14 protein-coding genes are annotated in these 16,963 nt (G+C 57.2%); 12 read left to right on the top strand and 2 right to left on the bottom strand.

Features of this window, described 5'->3' with window-relative positions; translation table 11 throughout:
- Positions 1 to 157: 157 nt before the first annotated feature.
- Positions 158 to 1,282, top strand: coding sequence for a GNAT family N-acetyltransferase (locus tag QLG08_RS08130; protein ID WP_029569256.1), 1,125 nt, complete (start codon positions 158 to 160; stop codon positions 1,280 to 1,282).
- Here QLG08_RS08130 and QLG08_RS08125 read toward each other — a convergent pair.
- The gene (locus QLG08_RS08125; RefSeq protein ID WP_013027631.1) at positions 1,279 to 3,111 is read right to left on the bottom strand and encodes an ABC transporter ATP-binding protein; all 1,833 of its coding nucleotides are present in this window, start codon (positions 3,109 to 3,111) and stop codon (positions 1,279 to 1,281) included. The two genes, QLG08_RS08130 and QLG08_RS08125, sit on opposite strands and share 4 nt — an antisense overlap.
- Positions 3,112 to 3,182: 71 nt before the next feature.
- Between QLG08_RS08125 and QLG08_RS08120 the strand changes: the two genes are divergently transcribed.
- From QLG08_RS08120 to QLG08_RS08085, 8 genes are all read left to right on the top strand, one after another.
- On the top strand, positions 3,183 to 3,686 hold the full coding sequence (locus QLG08_RS08120; RefSeq protein WP_024472226.1) for a GNAT family N-acetyltransferase: 504 nt from the start codon (positions 3,183 to 3,185) through the stop codon (positions 3,684 to 3,686).
- A 147-nt stretch (positions 3,687 to 3,833) separates the two neighbouring features.
- A complete protein-coding gene (locus QLG08_RS08115) occupies positions 3,834 to 5,000 on the top strand; it encodes an HD-GYP domain-containing protein (protein ID WP_015699347.1) in 1,167 nt (388 codons plus the stop codon).
- 110 nt (positions 5,001 to 5,110) lie between these two features.
- A complete protein-coding gene (kdpF, locus tag QLG08_RS08110; RefSeq protein ID WP_015699348.1) occupies positions 5,111 to 5,200 on the top strand; it encodes a K(+)-transporting ATPase subunit F in 90 nt (29 codons plus the stop codon).
- The gene (gene kdpA, locus QLG08_RS08105) at positions 5,200 to 6,882 is read left to right on the top strand and encodes a potassium-transporting ATPase subunit KdpA (RefSeq protein WP_282472882.1); all 1,683 of its coding nucleotides are present in this window, start codon (positions 5,200 to 5,202) and stop codon (positions 6,880 to 6,882) included. The genes kdpF and kdpA overlap by 1 nt, the downstream gene beginning before the upstream one ends.
- A 2-nt stretch (positions 6,883 to 6,884) precedes the next feature.
- Positions 6,885 to 8,930 (top strand): potassium-transporting ATPase subunit KdpB, encoded by a 2,046-nt coding sequence (gene kdpB, locus QLG08_RS08100; protein ID WP_238492941.1) that lies wholly within the window; start codon positions 6,885 to 6,887, stop codon positions 8,928 to 8,930.
- A gap of 10 nt (positions 8,931 to 8,940) precedes the next feature.
- A complete protein-coding gene (gene kdpC, locus QLG08_RS08095) occupies positions 8,941 to 9,510 on the top strand; it encodes a potassium-transporting ATPase subunit KdpC (RefSeq protein ID WP_014594840.1) in 570 nt (189 codons plus the stop codon).
- A gap of 13 nt (positions 9,511 to 9,523) precedes the next feature.
- Complete coding sequence (gene kdpD / locus QLG08_RS08090) at positions 9,524 to 12,199, top strand: two-component system sensor histidine kinase KdpD (protein WP_013027624.1); 2,676 nt, start codon at positions 9,524 to 9,526, stop codon at positions 12,197 to 12,199.
- Between the two features lie 54 nt (positions 12,200 to 12,253).
- Entirely contained in the window at positions 12,254 to 12,757 is a 504-nt protein-coding gene (locus QLG08_RS08085; RefSeq protein ID WP_014604798.1) for a TIGR00645 family protein, read from the top strand.
- 61 nt (positions 12,758 to 12,818) lie between these two features.
- Here QLG08_RS08085 and QLG08_RS08080 read toward each other — a convergent pair whose 3' ends face one another.
- Positions 12,819 to 13,751 (bottom strand): LysR family transcriptional regulator, encoded by a 933-nt coding sequence (locus QLG08_RS08080; RefSeq protein ID WP_014594838.1) that lies wholly within the window; start codon positions 13,749 to 13,751, stop codon positions 12,819 to 12,821.
- Between the two features lie 93 nt (positions 13,752 to 13,844).
- Here QLG08_RS08080 and QLG08_RS08075 point away from each other — a divergent pair, with 93 nt between their 5' ends.
- From QLG08_RS08075 to QLG08_RS08065, 3 genes are all read left to right on the top strand, one after another.
- Complete coding sequence (locus tag QLG08_RS08075; protein WP_014594837.1) at positions 13,845 to 15,053, top strand: MFS transporter; 1,209 nt, start codon at positions 13,845 to 13,847, stop codon at positions 15,051 to 15,053.
- 61 nt (positions 15,054 to 15,114) lie between these two features.
- Positions 15,115 to 16,458 (top strand): cation:proton antiporter, encoded by a 1,344-nt coding sequence (locus QLG08_RS08070; protein WP_210512364.1) that lies wholly within the window; start codon positions 15,115 to 15,117, stop codon positions 16,456 to 16,458.
- Between the two features lie 30 nt (positions 16,459 to 16,488).
- Complete coding sequence (locus tag QLG08_RS08065) at positions 16,489 to 16,827, top strand: hypothetical protein (protein WP_015699351.1); 339 nt, start codon at positions 16,489 to 16,491, stop codon at positions 16,825 to 16,827.
- Positions 16,828 to 16,963: the final 136 nt, after the last annotated feature.

The raw sequence follows: 16,963 nt of genomic DNA, 5'->3' as shown, positions 1-16,963 counted from the left end.
GATTCTGCAGGCATTTGAACAGCTGGCGGGATTAACGTCAAAACCTAACGACGCTTCAGGTCGCGCGTTGGCATGAGGCATTCCGTGCCGTTCTGCTTTCCCTGAACCCTAAAACCTGCTTGACTGACGTGTCATCGGTTGCTGTCTGGAGTTATGCATGTCGTTGTTCCACCTGAGTTCGCTTTCAGATATCTCTGCCGCTGAATGGGATGCGCTGTTACCCGATCAACAGCCTTTTTTACGCCACGCGTTTTTGCTGAGCCTGGAAGAAAGTGGCAGCGTCCGGCCGGAAAGGGGCTGGCAGCCCGATCACCTTCTCTGGCGTGAGGCCGGTGTGCTTCGCGCCGCGCTTCCCGGTTATCAAAAGTTTCATTCTCAGGGTGAATACGTTTTCGATCACGCCTGGGCAGATGCCTGTCAGCGCGCCGGGATTCCGTACTATCCGAAATGGCTGGGCGCGATTCCTTTCAGCCCGGTCACAGGGGCACGCGTACTCGGCGCAGCGGATGCCGCCGCCCGACTGCTTGCGGCTCTCCCGGACGCGCTGGCTGAACAGGGGCTGAGTGGTGCGCATATCAACTTCACCGACCCGCAAGCGAACGCCTTGCTGGCGGCGCAACCTGACTGGCTGTCACGCCTGGGCTGCCAGTATCACTGGCACAATCGAGGCTATCGCGACTTTCAGGATTTCCTGGATACGCTGATGTCGCGTAAACGTAAACAGCTGCGAAAAGAGCGCGAGCAGGTGGTGCAGAGCGGTTTTGAATTTGACTGGTATCGCGGCGATCAACTGCGCGAGGATCAGTGGGACTTTGTCTATACCTGCTACGCCAATACTTATGCAGTGCGCGGCCAGCGGCCCTATCTGACCCGCGCCTTCTTCAGCCTGCTGGCTGAGAGGCTGCCGGACAATATTCGCGTGGTCATTGCCCGTCTGCAGCAACAACCGGCGGCGATGGCCTTTTACCTCAAGGACGGCCAAAGCCTGTATGGCCGCTACTGGGGCTGCCTGGCGGAATTTGACCGGCTTCACTTCGAAACCTGTTTTTATCAGGGGATGGATTTCGCCATTGCGGAAGGGCTGCAACGCTTTGATGCGGGCGCGCAGGGCGAGCACAAACTGGTACGTGGTTTTGAACCCCAGATGACCCACTCCTGGCACTATCTGTGCCATCCCGGCCTGCGCGCGGCCGTGGATGACTTTCTGCAGCAGGAGCGGCAAGGCGTCCATCTTTGGGCCGAAGAAGCCCGTGACGCCCTGCCATATCGACGCGGCGATTAATCTGCGCCAACAAATCCTCCCGTCTGATGCTGCCACAGACGGGCATACAGGCCATTTTGAGCCAGTAGCTCAGAGTGACTACCGATTTCCACAATCTGGCCTTTTTCCAGCACCACAAGACGATCCATTTTGGCAATGGTGGACAGGCGGTGGGCGATGGCAATCACCGTTTTGCCCTGCATCAGGGATTCCAGGCTTTCCTGAATCGCGGCTTCCACTTCGGAATCGAGCGCGGACGTCGCTTCATCCATAATCAGGATCGGCGCATCTTTCAACAGGACACGGGCGATAGCTACGCGCTGGCGCTGCCCGCCTGACAGTTTCACGCCGCGTTCACCCACATGTGCATCCAGGCCAAACCGGCCCTGAGAATCCGACAGCAACGGGATAAACTCATCGGCGCGGGCGCGATGAATGGCTAACTGGAGTTCTTCTTCGCTGGCATCTGGCCGCCCGTACAACAGGTTTTCGCGAATAGAGCGATGCAGCAGCGAGGTATCCTGGGTGATCATCCCGATTTGGCTGCGCAGGCTCTCCTGCGTCACTTCAGCAATATTTTGACCGTCAATCAGGATACGACCGCCGTTGAGGTCGTACAGGCGCAGCAGCAGGTTCACCAGGGTGGATTTACCCGCACCGGAAGGCCCAATCAGGCCAATTTTTTCACCGGGTTTGATGGTCAGGTTCAGGCCATCAATGACCTGGCGGCCGCCGCCATAGTCAAAACGGATAGCGTCGAAACGAATCTCGCCCTGCGTCACCTTTAGCTGTGTTGCCTTTGAGGAATCCTGCACGCTAAGCGGTTGTGAAATGGTATTCAGTCCGTCCTGCACCATACCGATGTTTTCAAAAATCCCGTTTACCACCCACATCACCCAGCCGGACATGTTGACCAGGCGGATCACCAGGCCGGTTGCCAGGGCAATGGCGCCAACGCTGATCAGCGACTCGCTCCACAGCCACAGCGCCAGTCCTGACGTTGAGACAATCAGGATTCCGTTCAGCGTTGATAAGGTGAGGTCCATGCTGGTCACCATCCGGTTAGCATGCTGCGTCTTATCCGTCTGCTCCTGAATCGCTTCGCGGGCATACTGACGTTCAAGATCGCTGTGCGCGAAAAGCTTGATGGTGGCGATGTTGGTATAGCCGTCAACAATGGTGCCCATCAGCTTCGAACGGGCCTCCGATGACACCACCGAACGGGCTTTTACCCGGGGGACGAAAAAGCGCAGCGCGGCAACGTAGGCCACAATCCAGATTATCAGCGGAATCATCAAACGCCAGTCGGCTTCTGCAAACAGGACCATCGCCGTTGCGGCATAGATCAGCACATGCCAGATCGCATCCACCAACTGTACTGCCGAGTCGCGCAGCGAATTACCGGTTTGCAAAATACGTTGCGCAATCCGCCCGGCGAAGTCGTTCTGAAAAAAGTTCATGCTCTGCCGCAGGACATAATTATGGTGCTGCCAGCGGATCATACTGGTCATGCCGGGGTTAATGCTCTGATGGACCAGCATATCGTGCAGTGCAATAAATACCGGGCGCAGTATTAGCGCAACACAGCCCATCCATAACAACGTTTGCCAGTTATCCCTGAACAACGTTGCTGGCGTAGCGTGATTCACCAAATCGATAATGCGGCTCAGATAACTGAACAGTGCAACCTCAATCAGTGCGCCAATTAATCCCACCACCAGTAGTGCGGCGAAGCTCGGCCACACCTGACGCAGATAGTAAAAGTAAAATGGCCAGACCCGTGAAGGCGGCATATCGGTTGGCGCATCCTGAAAAATATTGATAAAACGTTCGAAACGACGATACAACATAGAGTCACTCTTTCCGTTCGGGAAGAGTTACAGCTTAGTGCATGTGTACGCCCGATTAAAAAGGATTAAATATGGATATCACTCTGCGCGGCCGCGAGCCTGGCGATGCTGCGGCATACCAACGTCTTTACGGTCATCCGGCGGTTTATCCCTGGACGCTTCAGTTGCCTTTCCCCAGCGTCGCGACCTGGGAAAAGAAGTTTGCAAAGATGGATGCGGAAGGCTTTATCAATTTTATCGCCGAAGTTGAGGGGGAAATGGTGGGCGAACTCACGCTGTTTACCAATCATAATCCGCGTACCCGCCACTGCATCAGTTTCGGTATTGGCGTCGATCCCGCCTTCTCTGGTCGGGGAATCGGAGAGCATTTGATTCGTAACGCCATGGATTATGCGCGCAACTGGCTGGGCATCACCCGTATGGAACTGGAGGTGTTTCACGATAATCACCGGGCGCTGGCGCTGTATGAGCGACTGGGTTTTGAACGCGAAGGCATCCGCCGCCAGGCGTCACTGCGTGAAGGCAAATTTCACGATGTGGTGATGATGGCAAAATTGCTCACTGAGACAGCCTGACCACGCTCTTTTTTACCGGTTAACAGGAAAAATCTCCCTTCGACGACTAAAATTTGTGCTGTGCCGCAGTTCGCACAAAATGACCTGCACAAAACCGAGTGCCTGCCGATATCACGATATCACCCGCTGATACTCTGGAGGGAGATTGTGATTAAACTCATCACCATTGACGAACTAAAACCGGGTATGTTCGTCCACAAGCTTGAAGTCTGGTGGTTTAAAGACAAACGCATTCGTAATCAGATGTTGATCACCGATCAACGTCAGGTTTCGATGTTTCGTCATGAGGGCATACAGCGTTTATGGATCGATATGGAGAAATCGATTTCAGTGACGCCATCTGTGCCGAAAAAGGTCGATTCAGGCCTGCGTGCGCCTTTTTCTCAGGAAATGGAGCAGGCGCAGCATATCTTTGAACAGGGAAAGCCAAAAGTGCTGGCCATGTTCAGCGAGGCACGCCTGGGCCATGGTCTGAATCTCAATGATATGATTGCCATTGTCGATCAGATTGCGGGCTCTATTGAGCGTGAGCCCTCCGCGCTGTTACGCGTTGCGCAGCTAAAGGATCATGACAATTACACCTACCTGCACTCCATGGCGGTCTGTGGGCTCATGATCGCCTTTGGAAAAAAACTGGGGCTGGATGCTCAGCAGCTTCAGCGGGTGGGGATGGGCGGATTACTGCACGATCTGGGCAAGGCAGCCGTACCACTCGCTATCCTCAACAAACCGGACACGCTCAACGACGATGAGTTTAAGATCATGTGTGAACATCCGATTGCCGGTGCGCAAATGCTGATGGATGCACAGGCAGGCGATGATCTTGTGGATATCGCGCTGCATCACCATGAAAAATATGACGGTAGCGGCTATCCCTATGGCCTGAAAGGCCATGAGATCAGCGTGTATTCCCGCATGGCGACGATTTGTGACGTTTACGATGCGCTGACCTCAACGCGGCCTTACCGTAAAGGCTGGACCCCAGCCAAAACCCTGCAAATGATGTTGAGCTGGCCGGGGCATTTCGACAGTACCTTACTGCACGCTTTCGTCAGTACGATAGGGATGTATCCCGTCGGTTCCCTGGTTCGCCTGGCGTCTGGACGCATTGCGCTGGTGGTGAAGGGCGGCGATAAGTCATTACAGCGACCTACGGTGCATGTCTTCTGGTCACTGCACGCGCAGCGGGAAATCAAACCCGAGGTGCTGGATCTGGGCGACAGTTTTTGTACTGACAGCATTGTGTGTGCCGAAGATAACGGCCGTTGGGACAACGTCGATCTGCGCCGAATCTGGTTGCTGGACGCCGCCTGATATTGCGGGTCGTTTTTATACATTTTTTACATCCCCGACCCGCATTTTAACCCTTTCTTTATGTGCGCCAGCGCAAGCTACTCAGCAAATCCAATCCTCTGGAGGTTGCTGTGAGTGCAGGCGTAATAACCGGCATTGTGCTGGTAGTGTTGTTGCTGGGCTATCTGATCTATGCCCTGTTAAATGCGGAGGCTTTCTGATGGCGGCCAATGCGTTTTTACTGATCGCGGTTTATCTGCTGTTGCTGATGGTGATGGCGCAACCGCTGGGGCGTGGGCTGGCCGCGCTGGTTGCCGATAAACCCCTCTTTGCACGTGCTGAAGCCCTGCTGTGGCGTTTTTCGGGTGTACAAGAAGGCGGTATGCGCTGGCAGCACTACCTGCTGGCAATTTTGGTGTTCAACCTGCTTGGCTTCGTGGTGCTGCTCGCCATCCTGATGTTTCAGGGAGCGTTGCCGCTCAATCCGCAACATCTTCCCGGACTGAGCTGGGATTTGGCGCTGAATACCGCTATCAGTTTTGTCACCAACACCAACTGGCAGTCTTATGCCGGTGAAAGCACCCTGAGTTACTTCAGCCAGATGGTCGGGCTGACGGTGCAGAACTTCGTTTCCGCCGCCACCGGCATCGCCGTGGCGTTTGCGCTGATTCGCGGTTTTGCTAATCGTTCGGTGGCAACCCTGGGCAACGCCTGGCGCGATTTAACGCGCATCACACTCTATGTCCTGTTGCCGATCAGCCTGCTGATGGCGCTGTTTTTTGTCAGCCAGGGCAGCATCCAGAACTTCCTGCCGTATCACAACGTCACCAGCCTGGAAGGTGCGCAGCAAACGCTGGCAATGGGGCCGGTTGCCTCTCAGGAAGCCATCAAAATGCTGGGCACCAACGGCGGCGGCTTTTTCAACGTCAACTCTGCGCATCCGTTTGAGAACCCTACCGCGCTGAGCAATTTCGTACAGATGCTTAGTATCTTCCTGATTCCTGCAGCACTCTGCTTTGCCTTTGGCGAAAGCGTTAAAGATCGGCGCCAGGGCTCAATGTTGCTGTGGTCCATGACGTTGATGTTTGTCGTGGCTGCTGCGCTGGTGATGTGGGCCGAACTACGTGGCAACCCGCACTTTCTGACGCTAGGGGCTGACAGCGCCATCAATATGGAAGGCAAAGAAACGCGCTTCGGCATTCTCAACTCCAGCCTGTTTGCGGTGATTACGACGGCGGCGTCCTGCGGTGCGGTAAACGCGATGCATGACTCGTTTACGGCGCTGGGCGGTATGGTGCCGATGCTGCTGATGCAACTGGGCGAGGTGGTGTTTGGCGGCGTGGGTGCCGGTCTGTACGGGATGCTGCTGTTTGTCTTACTGGCGGTGTTTATTGCCGGGTTGATGATTGGCCGCACACCGGAATTCCTCGGCAAGAAAATCGACGTATGGGAAATGAAAATGACGGCCCTGGCGATTCTGGTCACGCCCGCGCTGGTGTTGATCGGTACGGCGATTGCGATGATGACCGACGCCGGACGCGCAGGTATTGCAAACCCCGGAACGCATGGCTTTAGTGAAGTCCTGTATGCCGTTTCGTCGGCCGCCAATAACAATGGCAGCGCCTTTGCGGGCCTGAGCGCCAATACGCCGTTCTGGAACCTGCTGCTGGCGGTGTGCATGTTCGTGGGTCGCTTCGGCATCATTATTCCGGTCATGGCGATCGCGGGGGCAATGGCGGTGAAAAAAGTGCAGCCGGTAGGTAACGGCACGCTCCCTACGCACGGTCCGCTGTTTATCGCACTGCTGGTCGGTACCGTCTTGTTGGTCGGCGCGCTGACCTTTATTCCTGCTCTGGCGCTGGGTCCGGTCGCCGAGCATCTGCAACTTATTCAGGGACAATAATCATGAGTCGTCAACAACAGGTGTTTGACGCAGCGCTGTTACGTACCTCAGCGATCGATGCGGTAAAAAAACTCGATCCTCGCGTGCAGTTTCGCAATCCGGTCATGTTTGTGGTTTACCTGGGCAGTATCCTGACCTCGATTCTGGCCATAATGATGTTTATCGGACACCAGAGCGGCAGCGCCAGCTTTACCGGCGCGATTGCCCTGTGGCTATGGTTCACCGTGCTGTTTGCCAACATGGCAGAAGCCCTGGCGGAAGGGCGCAGTAAAGCCCAGGCAAACAGCCTGAAAGGCGTTAAAAAGACCAGCTTCGCCAAAAAACTGTCGGCGGCGCACTACGGTGCAGCGTGGCAGCAGGTGGCGGCCGATGCGCTGCGTAAAGGGGATGCCGTGCTGGTAGAGGCCGGTGATGTGATCCCCTGCGACGGTGAAGTCGTGGAAGGGGGCGCATCGGTAGACGAGAGCGCGATCACCGGTGAATCGGCACCGGTGATCCGTGAATCGGGCGGGGATTTCGCCTCGGTGACCGGCGGGACACGCATTCTGTCTGACTGGCTGGTCATTACCTGCAGCGCCAACCCAGGCGAAACCTTCCTGGACCGGATGATCGCCATGGTCGAAGGCGCACAGCGTCGTAAAACCCCGAATGAGATTGCCCTGACCATTCTGCTGGTGTCGCTCACCATTGTGTTTCTGTTAGCCACCGTCACGCTGTGGCCTTTTTCAGCCTGGGGCGGCACGCCGGTCACCATCACCGTACTGGTGGCGCTGCTGGTATGCCTGATCCCGACCACCATTGGCGGTCTGCTGTCCGCTATCGGCGTGGCCGGGATGAGCCGGATGCTGGGCGCTAACGTCATTGCCACCAGTGGCCGCGCTGTTGAAGCCGCTGGCGACGTGGATGTGCTGATGCTGGATAAAACCGGCACCATCACGCTGGGTAACCGTCAGGCAACGCAGTTTTTACCGGCTCCCGGCGTCACGGAAGAACAGCTTGCCGATGCGGCGCAGCTGGCGTCCCTGGCGGATGAAACGCCGGAAGGGCGCAGCATCGTGGTGCTGGCGAAGCAAAAGTTTAACCTGCGTGAACGTGACCTGAGCAGCATGGGCGCCAGCTTTATTCCCTTCTCGGCTCAAACCCGTATGAGCGGCGTCAACGTACAGGACCGCCTGATCCGTAAAGGTGCGGTCGATGCGGTGCGCCGTCATATTGAAGCCAGCCACGGTGCCTTTCCGGCTGAGGTGAACGCCCGGGTTGAAGAGGTGGCGCGGGCCGGTGGCACACCGCTGGTGGTGGCGGAAGGCGCAAAGGTGCTGGGCGTGGTGGCGCTAAAAGATATCGTTAAAGGTGGCATCAAAGAACGTTTTGCGGAACTGCGCAAGATGGGCATTAAAACCGTGATGATCACCGGTGATAACCCGCTCACCGCCGCCGCCATCGCGGCAGAGGCGGGAGTGGATGACTTTCTGTCAGAAGCGACGCCGGAAGCCAAGCTGGCACTGATTCGTCAGTATCAGGCGGAGGGGCGCTTAGTCGCGATGACCGGTGACGGCACCAATGACGCGCCAGCGTTGGCCCAGGCGGACGTGGCGGTTGCCATGAACTCGGGTACTCAGGCGGCGAAAGAAGCGGGCAACATGGTCGATCTGGACTCGAACCCCACCAAACTGCTGGAAGTGGTGCACATTGGTAAGCAGATGCTGATGACGCGCGGTTCCTTGACCACCTTCAGTATCGCCAATGACGTTGCCAAGTATTTCGCCATCATCCCGGCCGCCTTTGCGGCAACCTATCCACAGTTAAATATGCTCAACGTGATGCAGCTGCACTCGCCCGCATCGGCCATCCTGTCGGCCGTGATTTTTAACGCCCTGGTGATTGTATTCCTGATCCCTCTGGCGCTTAAAGGTGTCAGCTATCGCCCCTTGAGTGCCGCATCGCTGTTGCGCCGTAATTTACTGATTTATGGGTTAGGTGGGCTGCTGGTGCCCTTTGTCGGCATCAAAGCGATTGATATGTTGCTCGTGCTGTCTGGTATGGCCTGAGGAGATTAAAATGAGTCAGTTACGTCCGGCGATTTTCCTGCTTTTGCTGCTAACGGTTGTGTGCGGCGTCGTTTATCCTTTGCTTACCACGGGACTGTCGCAACTGCTGTTTCCCTGGCAGGCTAACGGGTCAGTATTGAATGTCGATGGCGAAGAACGGGGATCAGCGCTGATTGGTCAGAATTTTAGCCAGCCCGGTTATTTCTGGGGGCGTCCTTCTGCAACCGGTGATAAGCCTTATAATCCTCTGGCCTCCAGCGGCAGCAACCTGGCGGCCAGCAACCCGGCGCTGGATAAGGCTGTAGCCGAGCGCGTGGCGGCTTTGCGCACGGCGAATCCGCAGGCTAACGGGGCGGTACCGGTCGAGCTGGTAACCACCTCGGCCAGTGGACTGGACCCGGAGATTTCGCCTGAGGCTGCGCTGTGGCAGGCACCGCGTATCGCGGCGGCACGTCAGCTGCCGCTGGCGAAAGTGGATGCCCTGGTAGACAGCATGACGCAGCGCCCGCTGCTGCCCTTTATCGGCGAACCGACTGTCAATGTGCTGCAGCTTAATCTGGCGCTGAACGACCTCAAATAACTGTAAGGACGCTATGAACCACGAACCGCTGCGCCCCGATCCGGATGCGCTGCTGCAGACCAGCAGCGACAGCCATCGCGGCAAACTGAAAATCTATTTTGGCGCCTGTGCGGGCGTAGGAAAAACCTATGCCATGTTGCAGGAGGCGCAGCGGCTGCGTGCCCAGGGGCTGGATGTGCTGGTGGGCGTAGTGGAAACGCACGAACGTCCGGAAACAGCGCAGCTTCTTAACGGACTGGTGCTGTTGCCGCGCCGGGCGACGGGCCGTTCGCGGCATGCGGAGTTCGACCTTGATGCCGCGCTGGCGCGCCATCCGGCAGTAATTTTGATGGATGAGCTGGCGCACACGAACGTGAAGGGCTCACGTCATCCCAAACGCTGGCAGGATATTGAGGAACTGCTGGAAGCGGGCATTGATGTCCTGACGACAGTGAATGTTCAGCATCTGGAAAGTCTGAATGATGTGGTCGGTGGTGTCACCGGCATTCAGGTGCGTGAAACCGTTCCCGATCCCTTTTTCGACGCTGCCGATGAAGTGGTACTGGTTGATCTCCCGCCTGACGATCTCCGCCAGCGCCTGAAAGAGGGCAAGGTATACATTGGCGATCGTGCCGAACGCGCCATCGAAAATTTCTTTCGTAAGGGCAACCTGTATGCCCTGCGTGAGCTGGCGCTGCGCCGCACTGCCGACCGGGTCGATGACCAGATGCGCGCCTGGCGCGACAGTCAAGGCCGCGATCGGGTCTGGCACACGCGTGATGCCATTTTATTGTGTATTGGGGACGATACCGGCAGCGAAAAACTGGTGCGGACGGCGGCGCGGCTGGCCGCCAGGCTGGGCAGCGAATGGCATGCCGTTTACGTGGAAACGCCCCGGCTTAACCGGCTACCGGAAGCGCGGCGTCGGGCCATTTTACGCACGCTGAAGCTGGCGCAGGATATGGGGGCGGAAACGGCGACGCTGTCCGACCCTGATGAGGCGCAGGCGGTCCTGCGTTACGCGCGGGAACACAATCTGGGTAAGATTGTGACAGGCCGACGCCCGGCGCGCCGCTGGCGGCGTGACAGCTTTGCCGAGCGGCTGGGGCAGTTGGGTCCCGATCTGGATCTGTTGGTCGTGGCGCTCAATGAGCCTATCCAGGATGCGCCCCATCCGTTAGCCGAGGATCGGGTTAACAGCGACAAATGGCGGCTGCAGCTGCGCGGCGTACTGATGGCGCTGGTGCTGTGTATTGTGGTCACCGCCGCAGGGCAGTCGGTTCTGATCAGCTTCGATCCGGCCAACTGTGTGATGATCTATTTGCTGGCGGTGGTGATCGTCGCGTTGCGCTATGGACGATGGCCCTCCGTTATCGCCACCGTCATGAACATCATTGCCTTTGACCTGTTTTTCGTCGCACCTACCGGCACGGTCGCGGTCTCGGATTTGCAATACCTGGTGACCTTTGGGGTGATGCTGGCGGTCGGGGTTATTGTTGGCAACCTGACGGCCGGCGTTCGCTACCAGGCGCGGGTTGCCCGTTACCGGGAGCAGCGCACGCGGCAGCTTTATGAAATGGCCAAGTCGCTGGGAAGCGGCCTGACGCCTGAAGATATCGCCGCAACCAGCCAGCGGGTGCTGGAGGCGACCTTACAGGCGCGATGCCTGCTGCTGCTACCCGATGAGCAGGGCGAACTGCACACGCTGGGCAACGCGCTGCCGGGCAACGAACCGGATTGGGCTATCGCGAAATGGAGCTTCAGCAAGGGCCAGCCAGCAGGCGCAGGCACGGACACCTTACCGGCGGTGCCCTACCAGATTCTGCCGCTGAAAGTGGGCGATCTGTGTCGCGGATTGCTGGTGGTTGAACCGCAGAATGTGCGTCAGCTGATGGTGCCGGAACAGCAACGGCTGCTGGAAACCTTCACCGTGCTGATTGCCAATGCCCTGGAGCGGATGGCGCTGTCCCAGAGTGAGGCGGCTTCCCGGCTGTCAGCTGAACGTGAGCAGCTGCGTAATGCTTTGCTGTCGGCGCTCTCCCATGATTTACGTACCCCGCTGACGGTGCTGTTTGGTCAGGCAGAAATGCTGATGCTGGACCTGGCCAGCGATAACTCAAAGTATGTGCCCCAGGCCAGCCAGATTCGTGAACAAACCCTGAGTACCATTCGTCTGGTCAGCAACATGCTGGATATGGCGCGTATTCAGTCAGGCGGCCTGAATTTACGCGAAGAGTGGCTGGCGCTGGAAGAGGTGATTGGCGGCGCGCTCAGTAGCATGGCGCCGTCGCTCAAGGGAAGAGAGGTCGAACTCGACCTGCCTGAAGATATTGTCCTGATCAAAGGCGACAGTACGTTGCTGGAGCGGGTATTTACCAACCTGATTGAAAACAGCCTGAAGTACGCTGGCAACTGTGCGCCCCGCGGCATACGTGCCTGGTGTGAAAATACCCGGCTGGAAATCGCCATCTGGGACGGCGGGCCGGGCATCGCCCAAAACGACCTGACGCGGATTTTCGATAAATTTTCACGCGGTGATAAAGAATCGGCCGTACCGGGCGTTGGGCTGGGACTGGCGATTTGTAAAACGATTATCGAAAGCCACGGCGGTCAGATCTGGGCGGAAAATCGTGCTGAAGGCGGTGCCTGCTTTCGTCTCTCTTTACCACTTCCACCCGTTCCTGAAATTTCTCCTGAAGGCTTGAAATAACTTCACAGATGATCGGTTATAATGCGCGACCTTACTGATTATGATTGGGAAATTATGGAACGTTTTACCGAAAACCTGATGTATGCATCGCGCTGGTTGTTGGCTCCGGTTTACATTGGACTTTCGCTGGGACTGCTGGCGCTCACCGTCAAATTTTTCCAGGAAATTTTTCACCTGTTGCCCAACATTTTTAGCATTGCAGAAAACGATCTGATTTTGCTGCTGCTGTCGCTGGTGGATATGACGCTGGTGGGTGGGTTGCTGGTCATGGTTATGCTGTCAGGCTACGAAAACTTTGTGTCCAAACTCGACATTGACGAGGGCAAAGAGAAGCTGAGCTGGCTGGGCAAGATGGATTCCGGCTCGTTGAAAAATAAAGTCGCGGCCTCGATTGTGGCGATTTCCTCCATTCACCTGCTGCGGGTGTTTATGGATGCGCGCAATGTCGAAAACGACAAGCTGATGTGGTACGTCATCATCCACCTGACCTTTGTCCTGTCTGCCTTCGTGATGGGCTGGCTGGACAACATGTCGCGAGCGGAAAAGAAAAACGTCTGATCGACGGCAACCCCCTGGACGCCGTCCGGTGACACGGCTTCCCCGGTGGGGGAGGCCTTTTTCAGCCTGAAGCGGGCCGCGCGCCCGTCAGATGCGGAAATACCGCTTTGATCATGGCAAAGAAGGCGGTCAGCCTGGCGGGATAATAGCTCGCCCACGGATAGGTCAGCCAGACTGGCAACGGGGGAGCCTGCCATTCCGGCATAAGCTGAATCAGATTGCCCTGTGCCAGATCCTCCTGAATGACCCATGTCGACAGAATAGCGGTTCCCAGCCCCGCCAGCGCAGCTTTGCGCACGGCGAAGAGGCTGTCGCTGCTGAGCAGGGGAACGATAGGCAGATTCATCGGTTCCCCCTTGTCTTTATGTTGTAATGCGATCTCGTTACGGTAGAAACTCGTCAGCGCCAGCCACGGCAAATCGCCCAGTTGCGCCACCTGGTTAATCGGGGGATATTGCTGAAGCAGCGCGGGCGCAGCGACAACAATGCGCGGCACTTCGGCCAGCAGCACGGCTACAACAGAAGGGTCGGTCAGTGCCCCCACCTGAATCGCACAGTCCACGTTCTCGGCGACGAAGTCTGGCGTCCTGTCGTTCAGCATCCATTCAATGCGCAAACGCGGATAGCGGCGCATAAAGTTCACCAGCGGTGTGACCAGCTGATCCTGGCCAAAAGCGTGGGGCGCGCGCACCCGCAAAATGCCAACCGGATCGCTGCCGGCGCCGGTCAGTTCATCTTCCAGCGCGTGCCAGGTTGCCAGGAGCTGCCGGGCCTGTGCATAGCAACGCTCACCATCATCAGTCAGCTTTAGCGCATGGGTGGTGCGCAGAATCAGTTTCAGCCCCAGCCCCTGTTCAAGAGACTGCAACCGGCGACTGATTGTCGGTTGCGTAATACCCAGTTGCAACGCTGCGGCAGACAAACTGCCGCTTTCGACAATGCGAATAAAGGTGTGCATCAGTTCGATACGATCGCTGTTACTGAAATTGCTCATGCGTTCCACGTATAACCGTTTTGCTTTTTATTAGTCTACCGCGTATGTCAAAAACAGGCTTTACTTGCCACACTATTTTTTGAGGATGTAACCATGTCAGCGGTAAAAACTATGACTCCCCACTCAACTGAACGCCTGCCCGCCCCCCTGGTCTTTACGCTGGCTGCCGGCGCGGGCCTGAGCGTGGCCTCGATTTACTACAGTCAGCCGATGCTGGATATCATCGGTAAGCAGTTTCAGGTCAGTGTGAGCACCGTAGGCATGGTGCCGATGTTAACGCAGGCCGGGTATGCTTTAGGTATTCTGCTGCTGGCCCCGCTTGGCGATCGCCACGATCGCCGCACGATAATTTTGATCAAAGGGCTGCTGTTGGTGATGGCGCTGCTGCTGTGTGGGTTTTCCGGCGGCATCAGCGCGCTGCTCATCGCCAGCTTTGTCACCGGCCTGACGGCGACCGTGGCGCAGGATATTGTTCCGGCATCGGCGGCGCTGGCACCGGCGCACAGCCGGGGTAAAACCGTGGGTACGGTAATGACGGGATTACTGGTAGGCATTTTACTCTCCCGGGTCGTCAGCGGCGTGGTGGCAGAGTATTTTGGCTGGCGCACCATGTATATTATCGCGGCCCTGGCTGTGTTTCTGATTAGCCTGACGTTGTGGCGTGTGCTGCCGCGCTTTACGCCCGGCACGTCGGTAAGCTATCCCCGCCTGCTTTTATCGCTGGTTCACCTGTGGCGCGAACACCAGACCCTGCGACGCGCGGCCCTGGCTCAGGGGCTGCTTTCTGTCAGCTTCAGCGCCTTCTGGTCTACGCTGGCGATCATGCTTAGCGAACGTTTTCACTTTGACAGTGCCATCGCCGGTGCCTTTGGTCTGGCAGGGGCGGCGGGTGCACTGGCCGCGCCGCTGGCGGGTAACCTGGCCGATCGACTCGGCCCGGCACGCGTGACCCAGTTTGGTGCCGGCCTGGTCACGGCGGCCTTCGCCCTGATGTTTTTGCTGCCGCTGCTGTCGCTCCCCGGTCAGCTGGTCGTCATCGTTATCAGCACGCTTGGTTTCGACTTAGGCGTGCAGGCCACGCTGGTCGCCCATCAAACGCTGATTTATGGTCTGGTACCCGATGCACGTAGTCGTCTTAACGCCCTACTGTTTACCATCGTGTTTATCGGCATGGCCAGCGGTGCGGCGCTGGGCAGCCTGGCGCTTGCCCACTGGGGCTGGAATGGCGTTGTGGTGTTGTCCACGCTCGCCGCCGCTGCCAGCCTGATGGTGCGGCTCGCCAGTCGTCACCTCAAGGACTGATCCTTCCGCCCGTCAGCAAATGTGCCAGGCTTAGTCATAAACTCAATTAAAACGGTGCGTTATGAACTTTATTGCCTGGACCGCCGCGACGGGCTGTCTTCTGTTATTAATGTCACTGGCATCAGGGTGGATCCACCGTGGCCCAGTGACCTCTTTTGGTCTTTTCTTGTTAGCCGGGATCGCCTGTGGGCCGTGGATGTTTGATGTTATCGAGATTGATATCATTCGCCATGCGGAACTGGTGACGCACATTACCGAAATCACGATGGCTGCGTCACTGTTTATTACGGGGCTCAAATTACGCTTGCCGCTTAAAGCGAAAAGCTGGCGAGCCGGAGGCTTACTGGCCTTTCCGGCGATGTTGATGACGGTGGCGGCCATGACGCTGCTGTCTCATTGGCTGGTCGGGTTGTCCTGGCCCGTTGCACTGGCGTTTGGCGCAATTGTTGCGCCCACCGACCCGGTACTGGCTAGCCTGATTTCGGTGAGCGACGCGCAGGACGATGACGCCTTGCGCGTCGCCATTTCTAGCGAGGCGGGCATGAATGATGGTTCAGCGCTGCCGTTGCTGGTGCTGGCTTTGCTGCTGTTCAACGGCGAAAACCTCAGTGCAGGCATGCTGGCGCACTGGGCTGCTGTCGACGTCGTGTGGGCCATCGGCGGCGGTATCCTGCTGGGATTTGGCCTGGGCCGACTCGTTGGCTTACTGGCCACCCGGCTTCGCAATGCGCATGGGGATTGCGCCCCCAACGACTTTCTGGCGCTGGCGTTGATCGCGCTCAGCTACGCCCTGGCGGAATGGCTGGGTGCTTCAGGCTTTCTGGCCACCTTTGCCGCCGGTCTTGGGCTGCGCCGTGCTGAGCTGGGCGTCTTTAAGCGTTACCAGCCAGACGATATGCCGGACGACGATCGGTTACTGCCCGCAGAGGCATTGGTCAATCCCAACAAGCGCCTGCAGCAACGCAGCAGTGGCATGGTGAAATCCGTTGGTTTAGTAGTAGGCGACGCGCTTTCTTTTGGCGATACTATTGAACGTTTGCTGGCTGCCATCATGATGGTGGTACTGGGCGTAACCATGGCATACCACTGGAACATTCAGGGCATCTTCCTTGGACTGCTGCTGTTTATCGTGGTGCGCCCCCTGGCAGTATGGTTGGTTACCCTCGGGACGGGCATGCCGCTTCCTCAGCGGTTGCTGATTGGCTGGCTGGGTATCCGCGGTATTGGGAGCCTTAACTATATTGCGTTCGCCTGGGTCCATGGCATGGGGGGCGCAGAAGCAACGATAATGGCTGATATGGCGCTGACGCTGGTGGTGTGCAGTATCGTGGTTCACGGCATTTCGGTGACGCCGCTGCTCAACTGGCGCCAGGCTCGACTGGAGGCGAAACAACGCCAGTCATGAGAGTGAATTAACTGATAACGGGAGTAGATGATGAAGATATCTCAGATACTGTTGCTGAGCATGCTGGCGTCGGGCAGCGCGCTGGCGGAAGACAATAGTGAAGAAAGCGTGTATGCAAGCCAGCTGTGTCACATTGTCAGCAGTGAAAAAAGCGTTTCGACAGCCGACCAGTATGTGGAAAAAATGAAGGCCAGCGTGGCAGGATCGCAGTCCTCCTCTGCCGTCAGCAAGCCTGAATTTGATGAAGAGCTGGCCAATGAAGTGGCCAGCGCCTGGCTGCAACTGGGTGATGAAGAACGCGCCAAACTCCGCACCAATACCCAACAGTGTGAACAAACGGTGATGACGCAGTTTCAGCAGGAAGATTAACCGCAGTTAATTCGCCAATAAACGCGCTAAAATGGCGCGTTTTTTAATGGATTTTCCCTACCGATTGCGTACATAATCGCCAGCGTCTTAACCAAATGTGCGATACATAATAAAAACGCAGCGGGCCAAAAGGGTC

Origin of the sequence: Pantoea sp. V106_11 (assembly GCF_029967885.1) — a bacterium.
In the GTDB taxonomy this organism is placed as follows: domain Bacteria; phylum Pseudomonadota; class Gammaproteobacteria; order Enterobacterales; family Enterobacteriaceae; genus Pantoea; species Pantoea ananatis.
This window is presented reverse-complemented; position numbering and strand designations above follow the sequence as displayed.

What these genes read in the sequence shown, in the direction of transcription:
- QLG08_RS08120 (WP_024472226.1), top strand. Translation starts at nt 3,183, where the DNA reads ATGGATATCACTCTGCGCGGCCGCGAGCCTGGCGATGCTGCGGCATAC.
- QLG08_RS08080 (WP_014594838.1), bottom strand. Translation starts at nt 13,751, where the DNA reads ATGAGCAATTTCAGTAACAGCGATCGTATCGAACTGATGCACACCTTT.
- QLG08_RS08125 (WP_013027631.1), bottom strand. Translation starts at nt 3,111, where the DNA reads ATGTTGTATCGTCGTTTCGAACGTTTTATCAATATTTTTCAGGATGCG.
- kdpD (WP_013027624.1), top strand. Translation starts at nt 9,524, where the DNA reads ATGAACCACGAACCGCTGCGCCCCGATCCGGATGCGCTGCTGCAGACC.
- kdpA (WP_282472882.1), top strand. Translation starts at nt 5,200, where the DNA reads ATGGCGGCCAATGCGTTTTTACTGATCGCGGTTTATCTGCTGTTGCTG.
- kdpB (WP_238492941.1), top strand. Translation starts at nt 6,885, where the DNA reads ATGAGTCGTCAACAACAGGTGTTTGACGCAGCGCTGTTACGTACCTCA.
- QLG08_RS08065 (WP_015699351.1), top strand. Translation starts at nt 16,489, where the DNA reads ATGAAGATATCTCAGATACTGTTGCTGAGCATGCTGGCGTCGGGCAGC.
- QLG08_RS08085 (WP_014604798.1), top strand. Translation starts at nt 12,254, where the DNA reads ATGGAACGTTTTACCGAAAACCTGATGTATGCATCGCGCTGGTTGTTG.
- QLG08_RS08075 (WP_014594837.1), top strand. Translation starts at nt 13,845, where the DNA reads ATGTCAGCGGTAAAAACTATGACTCCCCACTCAACTGAACGCCTGCCC.
- kdpC (WP_014594840.1), top strand. Translation starts at nt 8,941, where the DNA reads ATGAGTCAGTTACGTCCGGCGATTTTCCTGCTTTTGCTGCTAACGGTT.
- QLG08_RS08070 (WP_210512364.1), top strand. Translation starts at nt 15,115, where the DNA reads ATGAACTTTATTGCCTGGACCGCCGCGACGGGCTGTCTTCTGTTATTA.
- QLG08_RS08130 (WP_029569256.1), top strand. Translation starts at nt 158, where the DNA reads ATGTCGTTGTTCCACCTGAGTTCGCTTTCAGATATCTCTGCCGCTGAA.